Below are 21,660 nucleotides of genomic sequence, written 5' to 3' on the forward strand. Positions count from 1 at the left end.
CCAGGCCTGCGCACGCACCGCTGGGCGGAATTTAACGCGGCATCTGTAAATCCTTTTCCCTGAACGCGACATGCTCAGCAGGAAAAGGAATTCTCATGAACAAGGCAATCACCGAAGGTTTGCAGCTGATGCCGCCCGCATTTGCGGATGGTCTGGACGTCTGGTCCAGCGGCGACGGCACCCCCGGATCAGACACCTATGACGGCGCCGCCAATGCAGTCTTTGTGGCGGCGGACGCTGATTTCGGCGGCTGCCTGGAGATGCAGAAGACTGAGAACACCCAGAAGCTGCGCTTCATGGGGCAGACGCCGCTGCAACCGGGCTGCTATCTGCAGATCAAGGTCCGTGTCAAAGCAGTGAGCGGCGCGCTGCCTGCGGTCCGCGTTGCAGGCTGGGCGGGGGCCAGCGGCGGCGGCCATATCGGTGGCGTGACTGAGGCTGCGCCGCAAGTCTCGTTGACCGCCTATGGCCAGGTTGCGGAGGTCACCGGCATTGTCGGCAGCGGCAGCCGCGGCGGCGTGGACATGCCCTGGGGGCGCAGTGCGGCCTACGGCCATTTCGGCCTCGACCTGACCGGCGCCAACGGCGGCGTGGTGCGGATCGACGACATCGAGATCACCGACATCACCAGCGCCTTTGTGCGGGATATGCTAAGCTTGGTGGACGTCACCGACTATGGCGCGGTGGGCAATGGCAGCTTTGATTGCACGGCGGCCTTTGAAGCGGCGGACGCGGCAGCAGACGGGCGGCGCATCCTAGTGCCTGCAGGGGATTTCCGCCTGAGCAGCACCGTTTCGCTGAACCACCAGGCCGTGTTCGAAGGCACCGTTTCCATGCCGGACAGTCAGATGCTGTTGCTGACAAAGAATTTCGATTTCCCCGCATATGCGGCGGCATTCGGCAATGAGGAGCTGGGGTTCAAAAAGGCGTTTCAGGCGTTGATCAACAACGCAGATCACGAATCCCTGGATCTGAAGGGCCGCAAGATCACCGTCACCGGGCCGATCGACATGCAAGCGGCAGTCCCGAACAAAAGCTCTTATGCGACCCGCCGGGTGATCCGTAACGGCCAATTGGAGGCCGCCAGCAATGCGGCCTGGGACACCGGTACGGTGACCTCGCAGGCAACCTACAGTGCCTCGGACTCCAAGAAGCTGACTAATGTTGCGAGTATCGCGAATATTGCGGTTGGCTCGCTGGTCGAAGGCGCCGGAGTGGGCCGCGAGATTTATGTGAAATCCAAAAACACCGGCGCCGGAGAGCTGACCCTCAGCGCAGCGCTTTATGATGCCGAAGGCACCCAGACGTTCACCTTCCGCGACTTCAAATACCTGGTGGATTTCAGCGGCTTTAGTTCGCTCAGCAAGTTTGGCATGGAAGGCATCGAATTTCAGTGCAATTCCCGCTGCAGCGCAGTGCGGCTGGCGCCGGCCGGGTCGGTGAATTCGTTCGACAGCTGTTTCTTTTCACGCCCTAAAGACCGAGGCATTACTTCGGCCGGAACCGGCTGCCAGGGTATTCTGGTCGACAATTGCCAGTTCCTGTCAGCTGAGGACCCGCTGGACGTTCCAGACCGGGTCAGCATCGGCCTTAACGTCAATTCCAACGACGCCAAGCTGCGCAGCAACCGGGCCACAAGGTTCCGCCATTTCGCGCTGCTGGCGGGCGGCAACAATACGGTAACCGGAAATCACTTCTTTCAGGGCGACAGCATCGCCAACGGCGTGCGCACAGCAGGTCTGGTGCTGGCCTCCAACAACTGCACCTCAACCGTGTCGGACAACTACATCGACAATTGCTTTATCGAATGGACCAATGAGCGGGACGCAACACCTGATTTCACCGGCGGGTTTTCGTTCAGCGCCTTGTCAGTGAGTGCCAATGTGTTCCTGTCCGGCGATGTCGCGCCGTGGTTCAGCTACATCGTCGTCAAACCCTACGGCAGCGGCCATTTTCTGAACGGGCTGTCTGTCACCGGCAATAAATTCCGCTCGCTTCAGGGCAGCATTGACCGGGCGGAGCGCGTGGATACCAGTTTTTCGGATCTGGATTTCAGCCGGTCTAAAAACGTCGATTTCAGCGGCAACATGTATCACAATGTCACCGCCCAAACCGCCAATCCGCTGCGGGTGCGGCATGATCAATCCTCCGCCTCAACCTCCTGGCCGGTGCGGGCCGAAGGGTTGCTGCCGTTCCAGGGGTTTGCCCGCTATGTCGACAGCGTGGTGCCGCTGGGCGCGCTTAAGAGCGGCGGCAACAGCACCCGCTACATTGTGCCGTATACCGAAGCGGAGCAAGGGCCGGACAACGACGAGATCCGGCTGCGCTGGGGCGAAGCGGTCAAGGGCGAGGTTCAGGTGATCATGCGGATGGACAGCTAGCCAGTGCTGCCAGGCGTTTGCAGATCGGCGGCGGCAAGGCGGAAGGCCTTGCCAAAGCCGCCATTCAGATGCGCCCCCGTCACGGCAAACCGCACAAAGGTGAAATCAGCCAGTTGCAGATACAGTTTGGCCTTGGGCTGGCGGCGCAGGTAATGCGCGGCCAGTACCTCATGCTGCGGGTCCTGGCGGCTGACAAAACACGCTTGGCACATCAGGCTCAGCCGCGGATGGGCAAGCGGATCGCCTTTGTCCCCCGGCTCGCCCACCAGCAGCGAGCAGGCCGGGCGCTGACGCAGCGCAGCCGTGTGCAGCGCCAGGCCGGAGATCAGGCTGACAGGCCCCCCTTGCGGATCCAGTCCGAAAGCCACCCGTGTGACCAGCGGGCTGCCATCGTCCAGCAGCACGCCAAGGGCGGCAAAGCGGGCGCTTGCCATCAGGCTTTGGCCCATGGCGCGGGCATCGTCATCTGCGGGGCGGACCGGGTCGGGCATCTGTTTCTCTGGCTTCAGTGACAGGCTTCAGAACTTTTGCCACACCCCCAGCTCCAGACCAAGGCTGCGCCGGCCTGTGTTGCGGTATTCCAGTCCCAGGATCAGCTCGCGGCTGCCGTCCAGCGGATAGCGCAGGGCCGGGGTCAGCGCATAGGAAAACCGGCCGCCGCCCGGCTTGGATGTCTCGACCTGCAGCATTGGTGCGACTTTTCCGGGCCGGTTCAGACCGATGGTGGCGTCCAGTTTCCAGGTCGCATCAAATCCGCTGTTGCGCAGCTCGTATGCGGCATCGACCGCCAGCCAGCCGGTGCTTTGGCCGGTCTCGAAACTGCGCCCGTAAGACAGGGTTGTCTTTTGCATCCTTTGCCAAAGACCCTGGTAATGATTGCCGCCGACCCCTGTCTCAACCGCTAGCCGGAAGCGGGGGCCGGCGCGCAGCGGCAATCGGGCAAACATCAGCGCGTGGCCTGAGCCAGCCGAGCTTTGGTTCAGGTCAATACCAAGTGTGAGCTTGGAGGTAACGCCAAATGCGCCATAATAGCTCAGCTCTTGGGCGCCTTCATCCCCGGTTTTCCGGTAGGTGGCGCTGGCAGACGCAAACCCCCTGCCTGGCTTCTCCAGCCATGCACCGCCAGTCACCGGCTGGGCCAGCGTCAAGGCAAGACAAACGGCACAGACAGGTTTCATCCCAAAACCCTCAGAACACTGCGGCAAGAGTTTCGGTTTATGATTAAGGTTGTATTAAATTCTGACTTTACACGAAATGATTGCCGTCTCAAAAAAGGTGGTGCGCTTCATGCGCGAACGGGCGTAGGCTGGGGGAATTCAACGGAGGGGCCAATGCCGAAAATAGCAAAAACCGCTGATATCCAAACCGTTATCACCACATTTGAGATGACGCCTGGGACCTGCCAGGACCTGCTGGAGGCGCTGCAGGACGCCTATGCGGACTTCATCTCGAAACAGCCGGGCTTTGTTGCGGCCGGTCTGCATGTGAACGACGCACAGACCCGTATCGCCAATTACTCGCAATGGCGCCGCCGCGAGGATTTCATGGCAATGCTGCGCAGTCCCGAAATGCGCGAGCGCAACCGCAAGATCAATGAACTGTGCCGCAGTTTTGAGCCGGTGATGTATGACGTGGCCGAGGTGTTCGGCACCTAGCGTCTTCCAATCCCACCCAAAACGGCGCCTGCCTTGACCCCGGTCATGGCAGGATGCCACCGGCAGGGCTATCATTGACGGGAACATCAACCGATGGAGGTTTGCTATGTATCACAATGTCCTGGTGCCGATTTCATTTGATCCCGAGCGGGATGTGACCGGGCCGCTGAAAGTGGCGCGGCTGCTGTCCGCCCCGGGGGCCAACGTGACGCTGCTGCATGTGATCGAACAGGTTCCGGCCTATGCGATTTCCTACATTCCGGCAGATTTCATGGACGGCACCCGCAGCGCGCTGCAGGCAGAACTGGACGGGCTGGCCAAGACCCTGCCCAATGCCCGCGGAGAACTGGTTGAAGGCCATTCCGGCCGCACTATTCTGGACTGGGCAGAGCAGAACCAGCCGGACCTGATCATTCTTGCATCGCACCGCCCGTCAATGCAGGATCTGCTGTGGGGGTCGACCTCCGGCCATGTGGTGCGCCACGCCGCTTGCGCGGTGCATGTGGTGCGCTGACACCGCCCCGGTCAGGCCGGCACCGCCGCCTTAAGCAGCCTCCAGGCCAACCGGATCGCCGCCCCCGGCAGCATGGCTGAGCGCAGCAGAACCTTGTTGGAATTCACCGCTTCGGCGATGCGGGCGTAATGCACCTGCTTGTCCGCAGGCGAGCGCAGCAGGATGGTTTCGGCCTGCTGCATCGCCCGTTCGGTCTGCCGTTTGATCTGCGGCACAGCAGCCGGTTTTACCGCACGGTACAGATTCAACCCCTTGCGCTTGGGCTTTTGCGCCGGGTCCAGATTGCTGTTGACCGCTTGGGTCAGCGTGTCCTGCACCAGGACCAGCGCTTTGGTTGCTTCGGCATAGGCATGGTTGCCGCCCAGCTGCTGAACCGCCAGTTTATAGGTGTGGCGGTAGCAGTCGTATTTGTAGACCTTGGGCAATGTCCCGCAGCGGTCAAAACCGCGCGTCAGCGTCGTGACAACGGTTTTTGTCGCCCGCGAGCTCAGCCCGCTGCGCTGGCCGCCGCCGCCGCTGCTTGCGCCGCTGTCCCGGCTGCCGCCGCCGCCGCCTTCGCCGCCAAAGGCGGGTGTACTGGCGAGGATCAGGGTCAGGATTCCGGCCTGAATGGTTTTGCTGCTCAAGTGTGCCTCCGCGGTTTTTGCTGTGATTTTTGGCCAGCTTACCACGGGTCAGCCCCGTGTGAATGGGCGGAATTCTGCAAATATCGCGAATTTACGGCACTGTTGTCTTGTGCCGGGCTGCGGCGCTGCCCACCTGAGTCGCTGGAGTTGTGCAAGGAGACGCAAATGCAGTGCCCGATTGACGGAACCCAGCTGGTCATGAGCGACCGCGCCGGGGTGGAGATTGATTATTGCCCGAAATGCCGCGGCGTGTGGCTGGACCGGGGCGAACTGGACAAGATCATCGAGCGATCGGCACAGCCGGTGCAGGCCGCACCGCAGCAGCAGCCGCAGCGCTATGACGAGCGGGGCGGCGATTATGATCCGCGCTACGGCAAGAAGCCTTATAAGAAGAAAAAGAAGAACTTTCTGGAAGATCTGTTCGATTTCTGAGCCGCATCAGGCGCCGCCCCGGTGACGCGGGGGCGGCAAGCCATTGTCGAAGGCGCTAATGCACGATGCAGAAAGATCCGTGTTTGGCATCCTTCATCAGAGTGTCGAAATCATCCCCCTTCATTTCCACCAATGTCTTGTGGTCGCCGGCCTCGAACCAGACTTTGTCCAGGCCGCTGAGGCTGTCGTCAATGATCGTCGGCACATGATAGGCCTGGCCCACGCAGGGGGCAGCGCCAGGGTCGCAATCGTCAAAGACCTGGTTCAGCTCATATTCCGGCGCCAGGCCAAGGCGGCGGTCCATCATCGATTGCAGCGCGTGCAGATCAACCGTCTGGTTGGAGGGCACCACGGCAAGCACCGGGCCTTCCTCCATGTGGATAAGCACCGATTTTGCCAGATGGTCCCCCGGCACATGGGCGCTTTCGGCGCATTCGGCGGACGTGGCGGTATAGGGATGGCGGACCGTGCCGAACGGCAGGCCTTGTGCCTCCAGATGATGTTTCAGGCGTGAGGCGATCATCAAAGGGTCCTCCTGTGTTAGGAAAGGCCCCCCGGCCGCTGTGGCGCAGGTCTGGGATGCCGCCGGTGGGTTTGCGATCCTGGAAAGGGCGGCATCATCAGGTCTGGGCGCAGCCAGCGGCAAGCCGGGGCGCCCCGAAGTTTCCGGTGCCCGCCAGTGTGGGGCAGGAGGGGTGAGTCGGGCAAGAGGGCAGCCGCCGCCGCCGGTTCAGCAGCCGGATTACGCACCGCTTGTATCCCGCTTGTATCCCGCATTGCCCCGCCGCCGCCCATCCGTTATCACACCAGCCAGCTAGAATTCCCCCATCATGGAGCAGTCACATGGCCGCCTATCAGTACGTCTACCATATGCAGGGTGTCTCCAAGACCTACCCCGGTGGCAAGAAATGCTTTGAAAACATTCACCTGTCCTTTCTCCCCGGCGTGAAAATCGGTGTGGTCGGCGTCAACGGCGCCGGTAAATCCACCCTGATGAAAATCATGGCCGGTCTTGATACCGATTTCACCGGCGAGGCCTGGGCGGCTGAGGGCGCCAAAGTCGGCTATCTGCCGCAGGAGCCGAAGCTGGACGAGAGCCTGACTGTGCGTGAAAACGTCATGCTGGGTGTCAAGGCCAAGAAGGACAAGGTCGACCGTTTCAACCAGATCGCGGTCGAAATGGCCGAGAACTACACCGACGAGCTGATGGAAGAGATGACCGCGCTGCAAGACAGCATTGATGCGGAAAACCTCTGGGATCTGGACAGCCAGATCGACATCTCGATGGAGGCGCTGCGCTGCCCGCCGGATGATGCCGAGATTGCCAACCTGTCGGGCGGTGAACGCCGCCGTGTAGCCCTGTGCAAGCTGCTGCTGGAAGCGCCGGAAATGCTGCTGCTTGACGAACCGACCAACCACCTCGATGCCGAGACCATCGCCTGGCTGCAGCAGCACCTGATCGACTACAAGGGCACCATCCTCTGCGTCACTCACGACCGCTATTTCCTGGACGATATCACCAGCTGGATCCTGGAACTGGACCGCGGCCGCGGCATTCCCTACGAGGGCAATTACTCTGCCTGGCTGGAGCAAAAGGCCAAACGCCTGCAGCAAGAGGCGCGCGAAGACAAATCCAAGCAGAAGACGCTGGAGCGCGAGTTGGAATGGATGCGTCAGGGCGCCAAGGCGCGGCAGGCGAAATCCAAGGCCCGGATCAACGCCTATAACGATCTGGCCGGCCAGTCCGAGCGTGAAAAGCTGACCCGCGCCCAGATCGTCATCCCCAACGGCCCGCGTCTGGGCTCCAAGGTGATCGACGTTGAAGGCATCTCCAAACACTACGGCGACAAGCAGCTGGTGGAGGGCCTGTCCTTTGATCTGCCGCCCGGCGGCATCGTCGGCGTGATCGGCCCCAACGGCGCCGGTAAATCCACCCTGTTCCGCATGCTGACCGGCCAGGAGCAGCCCGACGCGGGCACCGTCACCTATGGCGACACCGTGAAGCTGTCCTATGTCGATCAGTCGCGCGATGACCTGAAAGATAATGAAACCGTCTGGGAAGCCATTTCCGGCGGCTCTGAAATCATCGAACTGGGCGATGCGCAGGTCAATTCCCGCGCCTATTGCTCGTCGTTCAATTTTAAAGGCGGCGATCAGCAGAAACCGCTGAACCTGCTGTCGGGCGGTGAACGCAACCGGGTCCATATGGCGCGGCTGCTGAAAGAGGGCGGCAACGTGCTGCTGCTTGACGAGCCGACCAACGACCTGGACGTGGAAACCCTGCGGGCACTGGAAGACGCACTGGTCGATTTCGCCGGCTGCGCTGTGGTGATCTCACACGACCGTTTCTTCCTCGACCGGATCTGCACCCATATGCTGGCGTTTGAAGGCGACGCGCATGTGGAGTGGTTCGAAGGCAATTTCGAGGACTACGAGGAAGACAAGAAGCGCCGTCTGGGAGCCGACGCGCTGGAGCCCAAGCGCCTGAAGCACAAGAAGTTTGTGCGGTGAACTCAAAGTATTAAAGGCGGGCCGTGGCTCGCCTTTTCTTTCAAGCAAGGATGATTTGAGTGACAAAAACAAAGGTATTTTTCCAAGCCTTAGCGGGGACTGCCAGCATACTGGGAGTAGTTTTTATTGCTTTATCGCTTCTTCTTGATGAGATTTGGCGCGCTGAGAACGCTCTATTAATTTTCACAAACGGATTCTATCTTTTTGTTTTTCCTCCAATAATAATCCTACTTCTCGCTGACAAACCAAGCGAAAGCTTTAAGTCCCCCACTATCAAGAAAGTAATGAGTGAGGATATCCTCCTTGTGGAAAGCAGCGAATGGTTAGGGCATCAGACTGCTGTAGCAATTTACAAGATTGATGAGGACTATGAACAGCTGGTGGCCCTTGGCGAGGTGATAAACGTGCAAAGCAATGGATTAGTTCAAATTGCTTTTAGCAAATACCCTCATGAAGAAGCCAACTCTTTAGATTTCAACGAAATCAGGGCCAAACTTATGATCAAACCAGGGGTTAGAGCATGAGCCAAGAATACACTGATATAGCGCGCGTAGTGCAGGTAATTGATGAATGGAACATAGTTCTGAACAAGGGGGCCCGTGATGGAATCTCTGAAGGTCAGAGGTTTCTAATTTTTGAGTTAGGTGACGAGATTATAGATCCAGAGAATGGTGAAAGTTTGGGTCGCCTTGAGGTCGTCAAGGGTCGCGTGGAAGTCATTCATGTTCAAAATGCCATGTCTACGGTACGAAGTGCAGTTAAAGTGGATGTAGGAACTAGGCGAAAAATATACTCTCGCCCAAGCAAAAACTCCCTAAATTATCTTGCTTTGGCTACACTTGGCGGCAAAGAAGAAGAGATTATTGAAGACCCAGAACAAACCTTAGCCGAAGTCGACGCAAAAATCGGAAGCTACGCCAAGCTGATTTAAGTTTTTGGCTGACTTCTAGCAGTTTTCGCAACACAAGGCCCAGGTCTGACCTTGGGAGGGCGCGAATGCGCCTTCCCGTGGGGAAGGTCAGGTGCGGGCCGTGCGGATGGCGCATCACGTCCCAAAAGATGCCCAACACTAAGGCAGGCGCAGCAAAGGCTTCAAGATGTGAGCACGACAGCGCAGGTGCTGGGAGCATCCGATCTGCACAGAAAGAGATTACCGGATGCATTTTGCCAATTGCTGGGCTATCCGACCAGTCGTCTTTGCGAAGAGAAGGGAGGGGGTGTGCAGATTGTTAACCTCACGAAAATTTCTTCTGCGACTTGCCCCGGTACGCCCTTGTCCCAGCCTTGCCCGCGGTTGACCGCCCCCGCGATTTTACCGCAGCATCAGACGCTGCCTCCACCGCAGATTGCCGCGCCAGCGGGTCGTCGGAGATCGCCAGATCCACTGCCTCCAGCCGTTTGACCTCGTCGCGCAGGCGGGCGGCTTCTTCGAACTCGAGGTTCTCGGCGGCCTTGCGCATCTGGTCGCGCAGCCCGTTCAGATGCGCCTCCAGGTTGGCGCCGTGCATCGGCTTGTCGATCTGCGCGGTGACGCGGTTCATGTCGGTGTCGCCGGCATAAAGCCCGGCCAGAACGTCCTCGACGTTTTTCCTGACCGTTTCCGGGGTGATGCCATGCTCGGTGTTATAGGCGATCTGCTTGTCGCGGCGGCGGTCGGTTTCCCCCAGGGCGCGCTCCATCGATCCGGTGATGCGGTCGGCGTACATGATAACGCGGCCCTCGGCGTTGCGGGCGGCGCGGCCGATGGTCTGGATGAGGGAGGTTTCGGAACGCAGGAAGCCTTCCTTGTCGGCGTCCAGAATGGCGACCAGCCCGCATTCGGGGATGTCGAGGCCTTCGCGCAGCAGGTTGATGCCGATCAGCACGTCAAAGGCACCAAGGCGCAAATCACGCAGGATTTCAATGCGTTCCAGCGTGTCGATGTCGGAATGCATATAGCGGACCTTGATGCCCTGTTCGTGCAGGTATTCGGTCAGATCCTCGGCCATGCGTTTGGTCAGCGTGGTCACAAGCGTGCGGAACCCATCGGCGGTGACGCGGCGCACCTCGTCCAGCAGATCATCAACCTGCATATCGACGGGGCGGATTTCGACCTGCGGATCCAAGAGGCCGGTGGGGCGGATCACCTGTTCGGCAAAGACGCCGCTGGATTGTTCCAGTTCCCATTTGGACGGCGTGGCAGAGACAAACACCGATTGCGGGCGCATGGCGTCCCATTCCTCAAACTTCAGCGGGCGGTTGTCCATGCACGACGGCAGGCGGAAGCCGTGTTCGGCCAATGTCATCTTGCGCCGGTGGTCGCCCTTGTACATGCCGCCGATCTGCGGCACCGAGACGTGGCTTTCGTCGGCAAAAACAATGGCATTGTCGGGGATGAATTCAAACAGGGTGGGGGGCGGCTCACCCGGTGCGCGGCCCGTCAGATAGCGGGAATAGTTCTCGATGCCGTTGCAGTGGCCGGTCGCCTCCAGCATTTCGATATCGAAGTTGCAGCGCTGTTCCAGCCGCTGGGCCTCCAGCAGCTTACCCTCGCCGAGCAGGTTTTCCAGCCGCATCTTCAGCTCGTTCTTGATCGAGATCACGGCCTGGTTCAGCGTCGGTTTCGGCGTCACATAGTGGGAGTTCGCATAGACGCGGATCTGCTCGAAGCTGCCGGTCTTTTCGCCGGTCAGCGGGTCGAATTCGGTGATCTGCTCCAGTTCCTCGCCAAAGAACGACAACTTCCACGCGCGGTCCTCAAGGTGGGCGGGGAAGATTTCCAGCGTGTCGCCGCGGACCCGGAAGGAGCCGCGCTGAAACGCCTGATCGTTGCGCTTGTACTGCTGCGCAACCAGGTCGGCCATGATCTGGCGCTGGTCGTAGATTTCACCGGCTTTGAGGTCCTGGGTCATCGCCGAGTAGGTTTCAACCGAGCCGATGCCGTAGATGCAGGATACCGACGCGATGATAATCACGTCGTCGCGTTCAAGCAGGGCGCGGGTGGCGGAGTGGCGCATCCGGTCGATCTGCTCGTTAATCTGGCTTTCCTTCTCGATGTACGTGTCCGAGCGCGGAACATAGGCTTCGGGCTGGTAGTAGTCGTAGAAGGAGACGAAGTATTCGACCGAGTTTTCCGGGAAGAAGCCTTTGAATTCACCATACAATTGCGCGGCGAGGGTTTTGTTCGGGGCAAGGATGATGGCTGGACGCTGGGTCTCCTCGATCACCTTGGCCATGGTGAAGGTCTTGCCGGTGCCGGTGGCGCCCAGCAGCACCTGGTTGCGCTCGCCCTCAAGCACGCCCTCGGACAGTTCGCGGATCGCAGTGGGCTGGTCGCCGGCGGGCTGAAACGGGGTATGCATCACAAACCGCTTGCCGCCTTCCAGCTTGGGCCGCTGCTGCGGTGCCCGCTGGGTCATCATCGGCATGGTCTTGTCGGAATGGGCATAGGGCATCAGGCGACTCCGTTGGCGGCTGGCGCTGATTTTGGTCTGTTTTTGTTCTTGTGCAAGGGGGCAGGGCGGGGTTTCGCCGGAATGCCGCCTGTTTTTGTCAGCTGCGCACAGGACGATGGAATTTGCCGAGCAGCTCCGCCAGCCGCCGTGCTTCGCCCGGGCTGAAATGGGGGAGGACGGCCTGCTGCATGGCATCGGCGTAAACCGCCCAGATGCGGGCGCGCATGGCGGCGCCGTCCGGCGTGATCACCAGTGTCTGGCCGCGCCCGTCGCCGTCGCAGGTCTGGCGGCCCAGCAGGCCCGCCTTGGCCAGCCGCTCCGCCAGGCGCGAGACGCCGTATTGCGGCAGCAGCAGTTTTTCCTGCAGCTCAAAGGGGCGCAGACCGGCGGCGCCGGCGCACTCAAGCTCCCACAGCAGATCGTACCAGTCGAGGCCCGGCAGGCCCGCCTGTTTCAGTGCAGCCTCCACTGTGGCGAGGATGGATTTATGGGCGCGGGCCAGCGGCAGCCAGATGCCGAACGGGTCAGGTGTTTCCATGCGGGAAATTTAAATGCAAATGCATTGACATGCAAGGGCGGGCCGCCCATCTGGCATGCATGCAATTGCATTTAAATGGAGGTCCCATGACTGACTTGCATCTGATCAGCCACCACCTGTGCCCCTATGTGCAACGCGCGGTGATTGTGCTGAGTGAAAAAGCCATCCCGCACCGGCGCACCTATATTGATCTGGCGGACAAGCCCGAATGGTTCCGATCGCTGTCGCCGCTGGGCCGGGTTCCGGTGCTGGAAACCGGCAGGCGGGTGTTGTTTGAAAGCCAGGTGATTGCCGAATACCTGGATGAGACCACGCCCGGCAGCCTGCATCCCGCTGATCCGCTGGAGCGGGCGCGGCACCGGGCCTGGATCGCATTCGGCTCCGAGACGCTGGCGGCCATCGGCAAACTGTATGGCGCACCGGATGAGGCCGCATTTGCCGCGGCTGCCAGAGATCTGCGCACCCGGCTTGAGCGGATTGCGCCGGAGGTGGAGGGGCCTTTCTTTGCCGGAGAAACCTTCCGTCTGGTGGATGGCGTCTGGGGCACCATCTTCCGGTATTTTGAGACATTTGAGGCCATTGGGGATTTCGGGCTGATGCCGGAGGCCGCGCATATGGCAGTGTGGAGGGCTGCGGTCATGGCGCGGGCATCGGTGCGGGAGGCGCCGCCGGAGGGGTATCCGGCCCGGCTGATGGAATTCCTTTGCGCGCGGCACTCCCATCTGGGCGGGCTGGCGCGGGCGGCCTGTGGCACGGCAGCAAAGCCGCTTTAATGCTGTGCAATTGGCACCTTGCCGCAGAGCCGTATCCGGCGCATAAAAGCGCTGGACGAAGACTCGAAAAGCGGGAGACAGCCCATGCAAGCACGGATTTACCGGCCGGCACGCAATGCCATGACCTCTGGCATGGCCAAGACGCGGAAATGGGTGCTGGAATACGCGCCCGCCTCGGCCCGTGAAGTGGATCCGCTGATGGGCTGGACCTCCTCCGGCGACACCCAGAGCCAGGTCAAATTGCGGTTCGAGAGCAAGGAGGCGGCACTGGAATATGCCAAGGACCACGGCATCGAAGCGCAGGTGGTCGAGCCCAAGGAACGCAAACCCAACATCCGCCCGGGCGGCTATGGCGACAACTTCGCCACCAACCGCCGCGGTCCCTGGACACACTGAAGATTGTAAATCTTGATCGAGTTCCCACCGTTTCGGCACGAGTTCTCACCAGGATCTACATATAGGGTGCCCAGCGGGCGCCTTTTCTATATCTGGGTTGGAGCATTGTGGCCGAGGCCGAATGCATTGCGGAATCAGAGCACAGGCTCTTTCGTTTTGCTGTGCCTGCATATTCGGGGGCCAGGTAGCTTCATGCACGGCGATGGGGGCAGCCGCCGCTTTCTGCAACAGTGAAAAGATAGAGTTTCACATCAGCCTGCTCCAAGGCAGCAGTCAGTCCAAACTTGCCGTTAAGTTGACATGCTTGGCGCCGATCGCTGCATGTGCGAGCTTTTTCAAGCCTTCCAGCGCAAGCGGACCTTCAGCAGGGCGCAAGCACTTGTTCTGATACCGCCAGCTGGAACAGGGTCAGCAAAGCGCAGAGAGCGACCTTTGCAAAGTCGAGGTTACTCGGGCACGGCAACAGGCATGACCGGCCCAAAGCGGCCGCTCGTCCTAACTCCCATCGCCGCAGCGCTGCTAAGCGCGGAGCAGACGTTGAAACACGGGTAACGTTCGTGAGCATCCGATGTGATCCTTGCAAGCTCGTGCTCGTTCATTGACCGAACCGCTCAGTCGAACTTCAAAATCCGTTGTGGCTTCCTAGCATACCTGTCAGAGTTGATTAAAATCCTTGAACACACCAAATTGTACGAGACAAGATCGCAGTGAAATTTTTTAGATGGCTTCGCGGCGTGTCCTTTAAGCGCCTGTTTGGAATGGATGGCTCAACAGAGGCGCGGGCAAAGTTTGTTGACCTTGCGCCTACTAGCAAAGCCGACGAAGAAGGCATTTACGCAGAGGCGCTCGAATTCGCTACCACCAACCCCGCTGTTTCGAATATCGCCCTGACAGGCCCGTACGGTTCAGGGAAAAGTAGTGTAATCAAGTCCTTCCTTCGTACTTATAGGGGAAACGCACTCCAAATCTCGCTGGCGGCATTCCTCCCTGAAGCGGATGGAATGGGTGGATCAAATGGCAAGACAAGCAAGCAAGAAATCGAAAGGAGCATTCTCCAACAGATGCTGTATGGCGCTGGCGCCAACAATCTTCCTCTTTCCAGATTCAAAAGAATTCAATCGCCAAAATGGTGGGCCGGAGGCGTCTCATTGTTGATCGTCCTTGGCGGCATCGCACTTTGGTATCTCTTCCAGAACAGAGAAGACATAATTTCAGGTGAATTTTTCACCCCGTTTGATCGCTCAAATTGGTTCAATCTGGGAGTGTTCGCGTTCGGGTTCGTGTTTCTGTGGCGTTCTTTGCACCACATTTACCTTAAAAGCTTTGGCATGTCGCTCAAGGGTGTTTCCCTCAAGGACGTCGAGATCGCACCAGAAGCGGCTGAGGAAGAGTCAATCCTGAATAGGCATCTAGACGAAATCATCTATTTTTTTCAGTCCACGTCATATGACCTTGTGGTTGTCGAAGACTTAGATCGGTTTGAAAATCCCGATATCTTTGTGACATTGCGCGAGATCAACGGCCTAATAAATGCCAATGCCGGTGTGAAGCAACAAGTTCGCTTCCTGTACGCACTTCGCGACGACATGTTTTCCAATACAGATCGGACAAAGTTCTTTGAGTTCATTGTTCCAATTGTACCCATTATCAACCATTCGAACTCTATCGACAAAGTTCTTGAACAGGTGCAGCGGCTGTCTCTTGACGAGCGGCTTAACGCTCAGTTCTTGAGGGACGTTTCCCGGTATCTCAATGACCTTCGGCTAATCCGAAATATCTTTAATGAATACGCAATTTACGTTGCGAATCTTGAGGCCGATGAAGAGGAAGTTCTGAACCCCAACAAGCTTCTTGCAGTTCTGATTTACAAGAATGTTTTGCCACGGGATTTTGAAGAGCTACACCAGCAGAAGGGTGTTCTCTCAGCATTACTTGCGCGATACGATGACTTCATTGCAAAAGTTGAGGCTGACTATAAATCTCAAATTGGCGATGTTGAGGCCGAAATTACACTGGCTAAGAAGCAGCTTCCAAAAGATGTGGCAGAGCTTCGTAAAATCTATGCGATGGCTCTTATTGAGTTGTTGCCTGCGGGGCACGGGTACATTCGATTGGGGAGTGCGAATGTCACCTTTGACAAAATCTCCGAGCATACAGATTTTGAAAGAATCCTTTCGGAGAATCCGATACTAAGTGCCCAACACCCAAATGGGGGGTGGTCACGCACCCAAAATCCTGGCGTGGACAGAACGGTTGACACAAACAGGAGTTTCCAAGAGCGTCTGGGTGACATCGAACGAAAGTCCGTCAAACAAATCGCGCAGTCGGGGCAAAAAGTTCGTGAGTTGAAGTCAAAGGTGACGAACCTGCGGCTTCAAAAATTCAACGAGATAATTCGTGCGAATGCTGATGCAGTCGATGACTGCTTCGAAAAACTGGGTGACAATCGGGAACTCATGAAGTTCTTGGTCTTCGAGGGTTTCCTCGACGACACCTACTATCAATACACATCATTGTTCCACTCAGGACGCCTTTCACCCAACGACAACAAGTTCCTAATACAAATCCGCAGCTTCAACACTCCTGATCCAGACTTTCCAATCGACAACCCGGCGGAGGTTGTGGCGGCAATGCGCGATGAGGATTTTGATCAGAGCTACGTGCTAAACCGGCGGTTGATGGACCACATTATGGAAGCCCCAACCACTCATAATTCACGAATCGAAAAAGCAGTTCGCTACATTTCTGAAAATTTCGACCAATGCGAACAGTTTTTCTCAAGCTACTACGAAAGGGGCACACAAGTTCCAGCTTTGGTGTCCACGTTGGTTTCCCAGTGGCCCGGTTTCGCCTCGTTAGCAGCGGAGAGTGCGCATAGTACCGCTCATGTCGCGAGGATAATCGCGTACGCGCCTCAGGAGGTGATTGCGAATCCTCCCTACGCACAAGGCGATCTGTCGGCGTATTTCTCGACAGGTGCGGCAGAAATACTGGGTGAGGGGATCGAATTCGATCTGTCGAGGTTGAAACTACTACAAGTCCAGGTGGCAGATCTGTCTTCGGTTGATCAGTTCCCTGACGTGCTTGAGTTCTTGATCAACGAAGCCTTGTACCAGGTCTCCACGGAGAACATTCGATGTGTACTTGAACACATCCACGGCTCTGACATTGTTAGCTACCTTGAGACCAAGCACTATTCAACGGTTCTGCGCTCAGAGAACAAGGGGCTTATTCAGCGTGTTGAAGATGACTTCATCCGGTATGTCAGGCGTGTTTTGCTTCCGATGGAGAGCAATTCAAACGAGGAAGAGTTTGCTATTTTGGCAGCCCTCAATCACGAAGAGGTGGCCGCAGAATTTTTAGAAGAGTTCTGGTCAATGCAATCAACGTCCTTGCCAGTGCTTTCAGACGTTCCGCTCCATCTTCACGCGACCGCGCTGGCTCGAGATTTGATCAGCGCATCTTGGGAGAACTGTTTAACGTTCCTATCTGGTGATAATTTTGACCCAGATATTTTGACCGCCTATCTAGAAAACCCTGATACGCAAAAAATTCTCACGAATGAGGCTATCCCAGAGGACAAAAGCGCGTACGATTTGCGTCGATTTATTATCGACAATGACAGTTTCGATAGTGGTACCTACAGGGCTTACGTTCGACGTCTTCCCAAGAAATTCAAAGAATTTCGAGCGGACCTTAATAAGGACAAGCTGCGGATACTGATTGAAGAGGGCAAAGCGACGTTCTCGGGGGAAAACTTCAACCGGCTTAGAGAGTATCGTGACCTTCAAGTTTTGTTTGTTGCTCGTAATTTCCCTGCCTTTGCGAAAGAATCTGATGGGATCGGCATAGATGACGAGTTTCGAATGGACCTGTTGCAGGAAGACCTCTCAAAGGATCACAAGCGTTCGGTGATTGCTGAGCTAAACCCGGCAGCGGTTTCGGAGGATGCGGCGCGTGCGGCGTCTCTAGGTACGATACTAACAGCGTTACCCAGCGATGTTGAAGGGCTTGGCTTTGATCTCATAAAGGCGATTGCTATCCATTCTCATCCAGTGACTGAACAAATTTCTCTACTGAATAAGTGCCACAAATCGTTGTCTGTCGAAGAGGTTCGAGAAGTCCTGCGCGCGCTTCCTGAACCATATTCTGACATCGCAATTTTCGGTAAGTCGCCAAGGATAAAGAACACACCGGTCAACCGTGCGTTTGTCGCGTGGTTGGAAGAAAAAAGGGTAATCTCGTCGTCGAAGACCACATACTTGGAGAGAGAGATCAAGGTAAACACGTTCAGGGGGCAACGTGTCGAAACGACTGGTTAAAAAGAAATTTCATTGCAGTTTTGGTCAGATCTATACAAAGCTAGAAGTCCCAGCTTTTGCGATAAAGAACGTTGTGCAGTTCACCGGGAACACGTCGAAAATACTTGTACATCGTTCACCCCTTGTCGGCTTGGATCTGTCAAAACTGTAGCCCAGGGTGGCAATCGGTAGTTTGTTAGCAAAGTGAATGTCCGCTCTTAAGACAACGTATGTGAATTATCTCGCTCGCAGCGAACTTCCGGTTTCCCGCCCATACTTGCCTGGACGGTCCAGTACTGCGGGTGCAAAGATCATGTCCGCTTCGGGCTGGCTTGTGCCATCTGTCGGGAGGGTTCTGGTGAGGTTTCGCTGCAAGCCTGCTGCCGCATCGTCGCAAGTCGGCTCTGAGCCCATACCGGAAATGTCAAAATCTTGCTGCGCACACTCGCGGCGTAAGAAATGCTGCGTGAGCGAGAAACATGGAGCCGCTGCGCAGCGGAAGGACCGGTCATTCATGCGGACCGCAGCAAGGATCAGACGCCGAATTCACACAGTGCGGGACGGTGCGGTCATTCATGCGCGCGCTTTGATTGACCGCTTTCCGATGAAACTAAACGCCAGCGTTTTTTTGTCAGCTAGCAATTCGGTCTGATCGAAACCCTATCCGCAAGAAACGGGTCGTCTCACGCCGCTGATCCAAATAACTGTGCGCCATACCAGGACGCAGAAGGAGCATGACATGTGGTACAGAATTGTTGAGAGCAAGCTCGGCCGTCTTGCAATTGCAGGTGCCAATGGTGAGATAAGTGCTGCAAGGATCGGAGACGATGACAAAGCTCTTGAAGCGGAAATATTGTACATGTTTCCAGAGGCCGTGATGGATCTGGAAACCCCTTCAGTTACCGCAATCGCTGACAGTGTGGTGGATTTGATAGATAACCCTCACGCTTCTCACAACATACCGTTGAGCCTGAAGGGTACAGCATTTCAAAAGAAAGTCTGGGACGCGCTGTGTGCCATTCCGACCGGAAGAACCGTTACATATACGACCATCGCTCGGGAAATCGGAGAAGAGAAAGCCGTTCGAGCAGTTGCCAATGCTTGCGGCGCAAATCCGGTTGCGGTCATGGTTCCATGCCATCGGGTCTTGCGATCAGACGGTGGGATTGGCGGATACCGTTGGGGTGTGGAGAGGAAAAGGCAGTTGCTGGCCAATGAAGCAGTGGCACAATGAGTGCCCTGAACTGATTGGATTGAAAATGGACCTGTTCGGTAATCTTGCAGACCCTGCGGAAAATCTTCTCCCCATGGACGGCACTGTGAACTACTACGGGCCGATCCTGGGGACGCAACAGGCGGATCAGTTTTTCCAGAAACTGATGCAAACAGTGGATTGGAGGCATGACGAAGCCATTATCTATGGCAAGCGCATTGCAACAAAGCGCAAGGTGGCTTGGTACGGCGACCAGGGATTCCGCTACACGTATTCCAAAGTAACCAAATCAGCTGACCCCTGGACGAAGGAACTATTGGAGCTTCGTGGGCTCGTCCAAAGCCGTTCCGGTGAAGAATACAATTCATGCCTTCTGAACTTGTACCACTCGGGCGATGAGGGCATGTCCTGGCATAGCGATGCTGAGGTCGATCTAAAGCCCGACGGCGCCATTGGTTCACTAAGTCTTGGCGCTACTAGAAGATTTTCCTTTAGGCATAAGATGTCAGATCATCGAGTTGACGTGAACCTGGAACATGGCAGTCTACTGGTGATGAAAGATACAACACAGTCTTTCTGGAAACACTCTCTGCCCAAAACAAAGAAGGTGAAAAGTCCACGGATCAGCCTGACATTCAGGACTATTCAGCGGCAGTAAATGGCCACGCACTTCTCGGCCATTGAACTTTGCCAAGACAGTTAACGGCGGGCGGCCGCGAGCTAGCATGCGAAGGCCAGGGCTTTGTGCGGATGATTTTGGGAGAGCTGCTTAGTTTCGCTCCCGCATTACCACTATTTCCGGAATCCGCTGGGAGGCACGCCAAACTCTTTTCGGAAAGCATAAGTGAACGCACTTGGGCTGTCGTAGCCGCAGCTTCGAGCGACCTGTTTCGTAGGCTGGCCACCATCAAGCAATTCCATGGCTTTCGAGAACCGGACACGACGACGCCAGGCGGAAAAACTCATCCCCAGTTCTCGGGCACAAAGACGCGCCAGTGTTTTGGAGGACGCGCCAGCGTCATCGGCAAGCTGCTCAAGTGGCAAAGTGGTAGACGGGTCGTTCATAAGCCTTTGGCAGACACGGCGCAGGCGCTCGTCTCGGGGCAGCGGGATGTTCAAGGGCAGTGCCTCCGCCTCTATCAACTCTATCCGGATCAGAGCGGCAATTTGTTCTGCGCGCTTATTGCCGGAGTAGTCTATAGGCTCGCGGCCAAGGTGGGTAATGAGTTCCCTCAAGAGCGAGTGAACTTTCAATACTTTGATCGTGCTGGCTTTCAACGGCGTGATGTAAAGAGAACGCATTTCGACATTGCCACATATCTCGATACTGTGTTCAATGTCGGCAGGCATGAACAGGGCGCGATCAGGTGGCACCACCCAGGTATCATCGGATGTGGCGACACGCATAAGACCCGCAACGGCATAGATCAACTGATCCCGTGGATGATCGTGGGGCTCGACAAAATAGCCGTCCGGAAACCGCTTTGCCATGACCGCCAAGGCCACCGGAAGCTCCTGGTAGTCCAAAGACTCAACACTTCGAGCTACGGTCTTTTCTACATGTTTGTCTGTTTCTCGACGATCAATGTCCATACATCGACTATATGACAATGGTAGTTCCGTCGCAACGACACTGGAACCCGAATGGTCACACGCGACACCAAATATTTCCTGCTGCTGAATGTTGGCCACTTTCTGGATCACTATTTCATCTTGATCTTTGCAACGGTGGCCGCGCTCGCGCTGAGCGAAGGCTGGGGTCTGAGCTATTCCGAACTTCTGCCCTATGGAGCGCCGGGGTTCGCGGCGTTTGCGCTCTGCGCTTTACCAAGTGGCTGGCTTGCGGACAGGTGGAGCCGCGACGGCATGATGTGCATATTCTTCTTCGGCATCGGGTTGTCTTCAGTCCTGACCGGCTTTGCCCAAAACCCGTTTCAGCTTGGAGCCGGGCTCTTGCTGATGGGCGTGTTCGCCTCAATCTACCATCCGGTCGGGCTTGCCATCGTCACCGGACGTTGGCGAAAAACGGGCATGCGGCTGGCGGTGAACGGCGTCTGGGGAAACCTTGGTGTCGGGTCCGCGGCGCTCATCACGGGACTGCTCATTGACCTGGCAAGCTGGCGCGCTGCGTTCATTTTACCGGGCCTGATCGGGATCGCATTCGCCTATCCGTATTACATTGTTTCGCGGAATATTAGCCAAGACAGCCCGCCAGAAGACCAAGGCGTCACATCGCATCAGAACATTGCCTATGGCCCGAAATGGCGCGTGCTGTTGTGCGTCTACATGATCACTCTACTGGGCAACGTTATCTTCCAATCAACCACCGTCGCGTTGCCGGAAATATTCGATGAGAGGCTTACCGGTCTTGCAGATGATATCAGCGAAACCCTCTCCCTTTTGACATCGCAGTCAGCGACGATCATTGGCGTATTGGCATTCCTTGTGTTTGCGGCAGCCTCATTGGCACAGCTCGTTACCGGCTTCATGCTGGATAGCGTTGGGGCCAAGCCCACGATCCTACTGGTCATGGTCATCCAAATCTCAGCGTTTCTGATGATGCCAGGCTTGCAGAACCTTGCGGCCTTCGCGGTCTCCTTTGGGTTCATGCTTGGCGTGTTCGGTCAGGTTCCGATCAACGATTTCCTGATGGCAAAAACAGTATCAAACAAGGCGCGGGCCCGCGCCTTTGGGTTGCGGGCAATGGTCAGCTTTCTGGCGCTGTCCTCCGCCCTGCCGATGATCTCCGTCATCCATGTGAACTGGGGCTTTGATGGACTGTTCCATATCCTGGCGCTTTGCTCACTGACCATCCTCATAGGCAGTCAGATCTTCCTGAAATCACCACCACGTGAAGCGAGCGATCGCAGTATTTTCCAGAGATAA

Annotated in this window: 20 protein-coding genes; 13 read left to right on the forward strand and 7 right to left on the reverse strand. The window is 56.9% G+C overall.

Annotation, left to right across the window (positions count from 1 at the left end; genetic code table 11):
* The first annotated feature begins 95 nt into the window (after nucleotides 1-95).
* Nucleotides 96-2,381 carry a glycosyl hydrolase family 28-related protein gene (locus K3557_RS01220; RefSeq protein ID WP_259997102.1) on the forward strand — a complete coding sequence of 762 codons (2,286 nt, stop codon included), beginning with the start codon at nucleotides 96-98 and terminating at the stop codon, nucleotides 2,379-2,381.
* Here the strand turns inward: K3557_RS01220 and K3557_RS01225 are convergent.
* Nucleotides 2,378-2,872: a HugZ family protein gene (locus K3557_RS01225; RefSeq protein ID WP_259997103.1), complete on the reverse strand. Its 495-nt coding sequence runs from the start codon at nucleotides 2,870-2,872 to the stop codon at nucleotides 2,378-2,380. The genes K3557_RS01220 and K3557_RS01225 overlap by 4 nt on opposite strands.
* A 27-nt stretch (nucleotides 2,873-2,899) precedes the next feature.
* Entirely contained in the window at nucleotides 2,900-3,529 is a 630-nt protein-coding gene (locus K3557_RS01230; RefSeq protein WP_259997104.1) for a hypothetical protein, read from the reverse strand.
* A 183-nt stretch (nucleotides 3,530-3,712) separates the two neighbouring features.
* On the opposite strand from K3557_RS01230, the gene K3557_RS01235 reads away from it, so the two are divergent.
* The gene (locus K3557_RS01235; RefSeq protein ID WP_129369562.1) at nucleotides 3,713-4,036 is read left to right on the forward strand and encodes an antibiotic biosynthesis monooxygenase; all 324 of its coding nucleotides are present in this window, start codon (nucleotides 3,713-3,715) and stop codon (nucleotides 4,034-4,036) included.
* A gap of 106 nt (nucleotides 4,037-4,142) precedes the next feature.
* The gene (locus tag K3557_RS01240; protein ID WP_134828926.1) at nucleotides 4,143-4,550 is read left to right on the forward strand and encodes a universal stress protein; all 408 of its coding nucleotides are present in this window, start codon (nucleotides 4,143-4,145) and stop codon (nucleotides 4,548-4,550) included.
* Nucleotides 4,551-4,561: 11 nt separating this feature from the next.
* Here the strand turns inward: K3557_RS01240 and K3557_RS01245 are convergent, their stop codons facing one another.
* Nucleotides 4,562-5,176 carry a hypothetical protein gene (locus K3557_RS01245; protein WP_259997105.1) on the reverse strand — a complete coding sequence of 205 codons (615 nt, stop codon included), beginning with the start codon at nucleotides 5,174-5,176 and terminating at the stop codon, nucleotides 4,562-4,564.
* Between the two features lie 165 nt (nucleotides 5,177-5,341).
* On the opposite strand from K3557_RS01245, the gene K3557_RS01250 reads away from it, so the two are divergent.
* The gene (locus K3557_RS01250; RefSeq protein WP_259997106.1) at nucleotides 5,342-5,608 is read left to right on the forward strand and encodes a zf-TFIIB domain-containing protein; all 267 of its coding nucleotides are present in this window, start codon (nucleotides 5,342-5,344) and stop codon (nucleotides 5,606-5,608) included.
* Nucleotides 5,609-5,663: 55 nt separating this feature from the next.
* On the opposite strand, the gene K3557_RS01255 is transcribed toward K3557_RS01250, so the two are convergent.
* Nucleotides 5,664-6,131 carry an aminoacyl-tRNA deacylase gene (locus tag K3557_RS01255; RefSeq protein ID WP_259987475.1) on the reverse strand — a complete coding sequence of 156 codons (468 nt, stop codon included), beginning with the start codon at nucleotides 6,129-6,131 and terminating at the stop codon, nucleotides 5,664-5,666.
* Between the two features lie 320 nt (nucleotides 6,132-6,451).
* Here K3557_RS01255 and ettA point away from each other — a divergent pair, with 320 nt between their 5' ends.
* The 3 genes from ettA to K3557_RS01270 are packed head-to-tail and all read left to right on the forward strand — an operon-like array spanning nucleotide 6,452 to nucleotide 9,050.
* On the forward strand, nucleotides 6,452-8,119 hold the full coding sequence (gene ettA, locus K3557_RS01260; RefSeq protein ID WP_259997116.1) for an energy-dependent translational throttle protein EttA: 1,668 nt from the start codon (nucleotides 6,452-6,454) through the stop codon (nucleotides 8,117-8,119).
* 59 nt (nucleotides 8,120-8,178) lie between these two features.
* A complete protein-coding gene (locus tag K3557_RS01265; protein WP_259997118.1) occupies nucleotides 8,179-8,643 on the forward strand; it encodes a hypothetical protein in 465 nt (154 codons plus the stop codon).
* A complete protein-coding gene (locus K3557_RS01270; protein WP_259997121.1) occupies nucleotides 8,640-9,050 on the forward strand; it encodes a hypothetical protein in 411 nt (136 codons plus the stop codon). Before K3557_RS01265 ends, K3557_RS01270 begins: the two co-directional genes overlap by 4 nt.
* A gap of 304 nt (nucleotides 9,051-9,354) precedes the next feature.
* Here the strand turns inward: K3557_RS01270 and uvrB are convergent, their stop codons facing one another.
* Together uvrB and K3557_RS01280 are read right to left on the reverse strand one after the other, a co-directional pair.
* Entirely contained in the window at nucleotides 9,355-11,553 is a 2,199-nt protein-coding gene (gene uvrB / locus K3557_RS01275) for an excinuclease ABC subunit UvrB (RefSeq protein WP_259997127.1), read from the reverse strand.
* A 97-nt stretch (nucleotides 11,554-11,650) separates the two neighbouring features.
* Nucleotides 11,651-12,091, reverse strand: coding sequence for a MarR family winged helix-turn-helix transcriptional regulator (locus K3557_RS01280; RefSeq protein WP_259997130.1), 441 nt, complete (start codon nucleotides 12,089-12,091; stop codon nucleotides 11,651-11,653).
* Between the two features lie 86 nt (nucleotides 12,092-12,177).
* On the opposite strand from K3557_RS01280, the gene K3557_RS01285 reads away from it, so the two are divergent.
* The 5 genes from K3557_RS01285 (at nucleotide 12,178) to K3557_RS01305 (ending at nucleotide 19,432) form a co-directional block, all read left to right on the forward strand.
* On the forward strand, nucleotides 12,178-12,864 hold the full coding sequence (locus K3557_RS01285; protein WP_259997132.1) for a glutathione S-transferase family protein: 687 nt from the start codon (nucleotides 12,178-12,180) through the stop codon (nucleotides 12,862-12,864).
* Between the two features lie 84 nt (nucleotides 12,865-12,948).
* Nucleotides 12,949-13,260 carry an ETC complex I subunit gene (locus K3557_RS01290; protein ID WP_259987466.1) on the forward strand — a complete coding sequence of 104 codons (312 nt, stop codon included), beginning with the start codon at nucleotides 12,949-12,951 and terminating at the stop codon, nucleotides 13,258-13,260.
* A gap of 707 nt (nucleotides 13,261-13,967) precedes the next feature.
* Complete coding sequence (locus K3557_RS01295; protein WP_259997134.1) at nucleotides 13,968-17,582, forward strand: ATP-binding protein; 3,615 nt, start codon at nucleotides 13,968-13,970, stop codon at nucleotides 17,580-17,582.
* A 718-nt stretch (nucleotides 17,583-18,300) separates the two neighbouring features.
* Nucleotides 18,301-18,795 (forward strand): methylated-DNA--[protein]-cysteine S-methyltransferase, encoded by a 495-nt coding sequence (locus tag K3557_RS01300; protein ID WP_259997136.1) that lies wholly within the window; start codon nucleotides 18,301-18,303, stop codon nucleotides 18,793-18,795.
* Nucleotides 18,776-19,432, forward strand: a complete 657-nt coding sequence (locus K3557_RS01305; protein ID WP_259997138.1) for an alpha-ketoglutarate-dependent dioxygenase AlkB — start codon at nucleotides 18,776-18,778, stop codon at nucleotides 19,430-19,432. The genes K3557_RS01300 and K3557_RS01305 overlap by 20 nt, the downstream gene beginning before the upstream one ends.
* A 134-nt stretch (nucleotides 19,433-19,566) precedes the next feature.
* Here the strand turns inward: K3557_RS01305 and K3557_RS01310 are convergent, their stop codons facing one another.
* Nucleotides 19,567-20,367, reverse strand: coding sequence for a helix-turn-helix domain-containing protein (locus tag K3557_RS01310; RefSeq protein ID WP_259997140.1), 801 nt, complete (start codon nucleotides 20,365-20,367; stop codon nucleotides 19,567-19,569).
* Between the two features lie 51 nt (nucleotides 20,368-20,418).
* Between K3557_RS01310 and K3557_RS01315 the strand changes: the two genes are divergently transcribed.
* Nucleotides 20,419-21,660 carry an MFS transporter gene (locus tag K3557_RS01315; RefSeq protein ID WP_259997143.1) on the forward strand — a complete coding sequence of 414 codons (1,242 nt, stop codon included), beginning with the start codon at nucleotides 20,419-20,421 and terminating at the stop codon, nucleotides 21,658-21,660.

Source organism: Leisingera sp. M523 (assembly GCF_025141335.1).
GTDB lineage: Bacteria > Pseudomonadota > Alphaproteobacteria > Rhodobacterales > Rhodobacteraceae > Leisingera.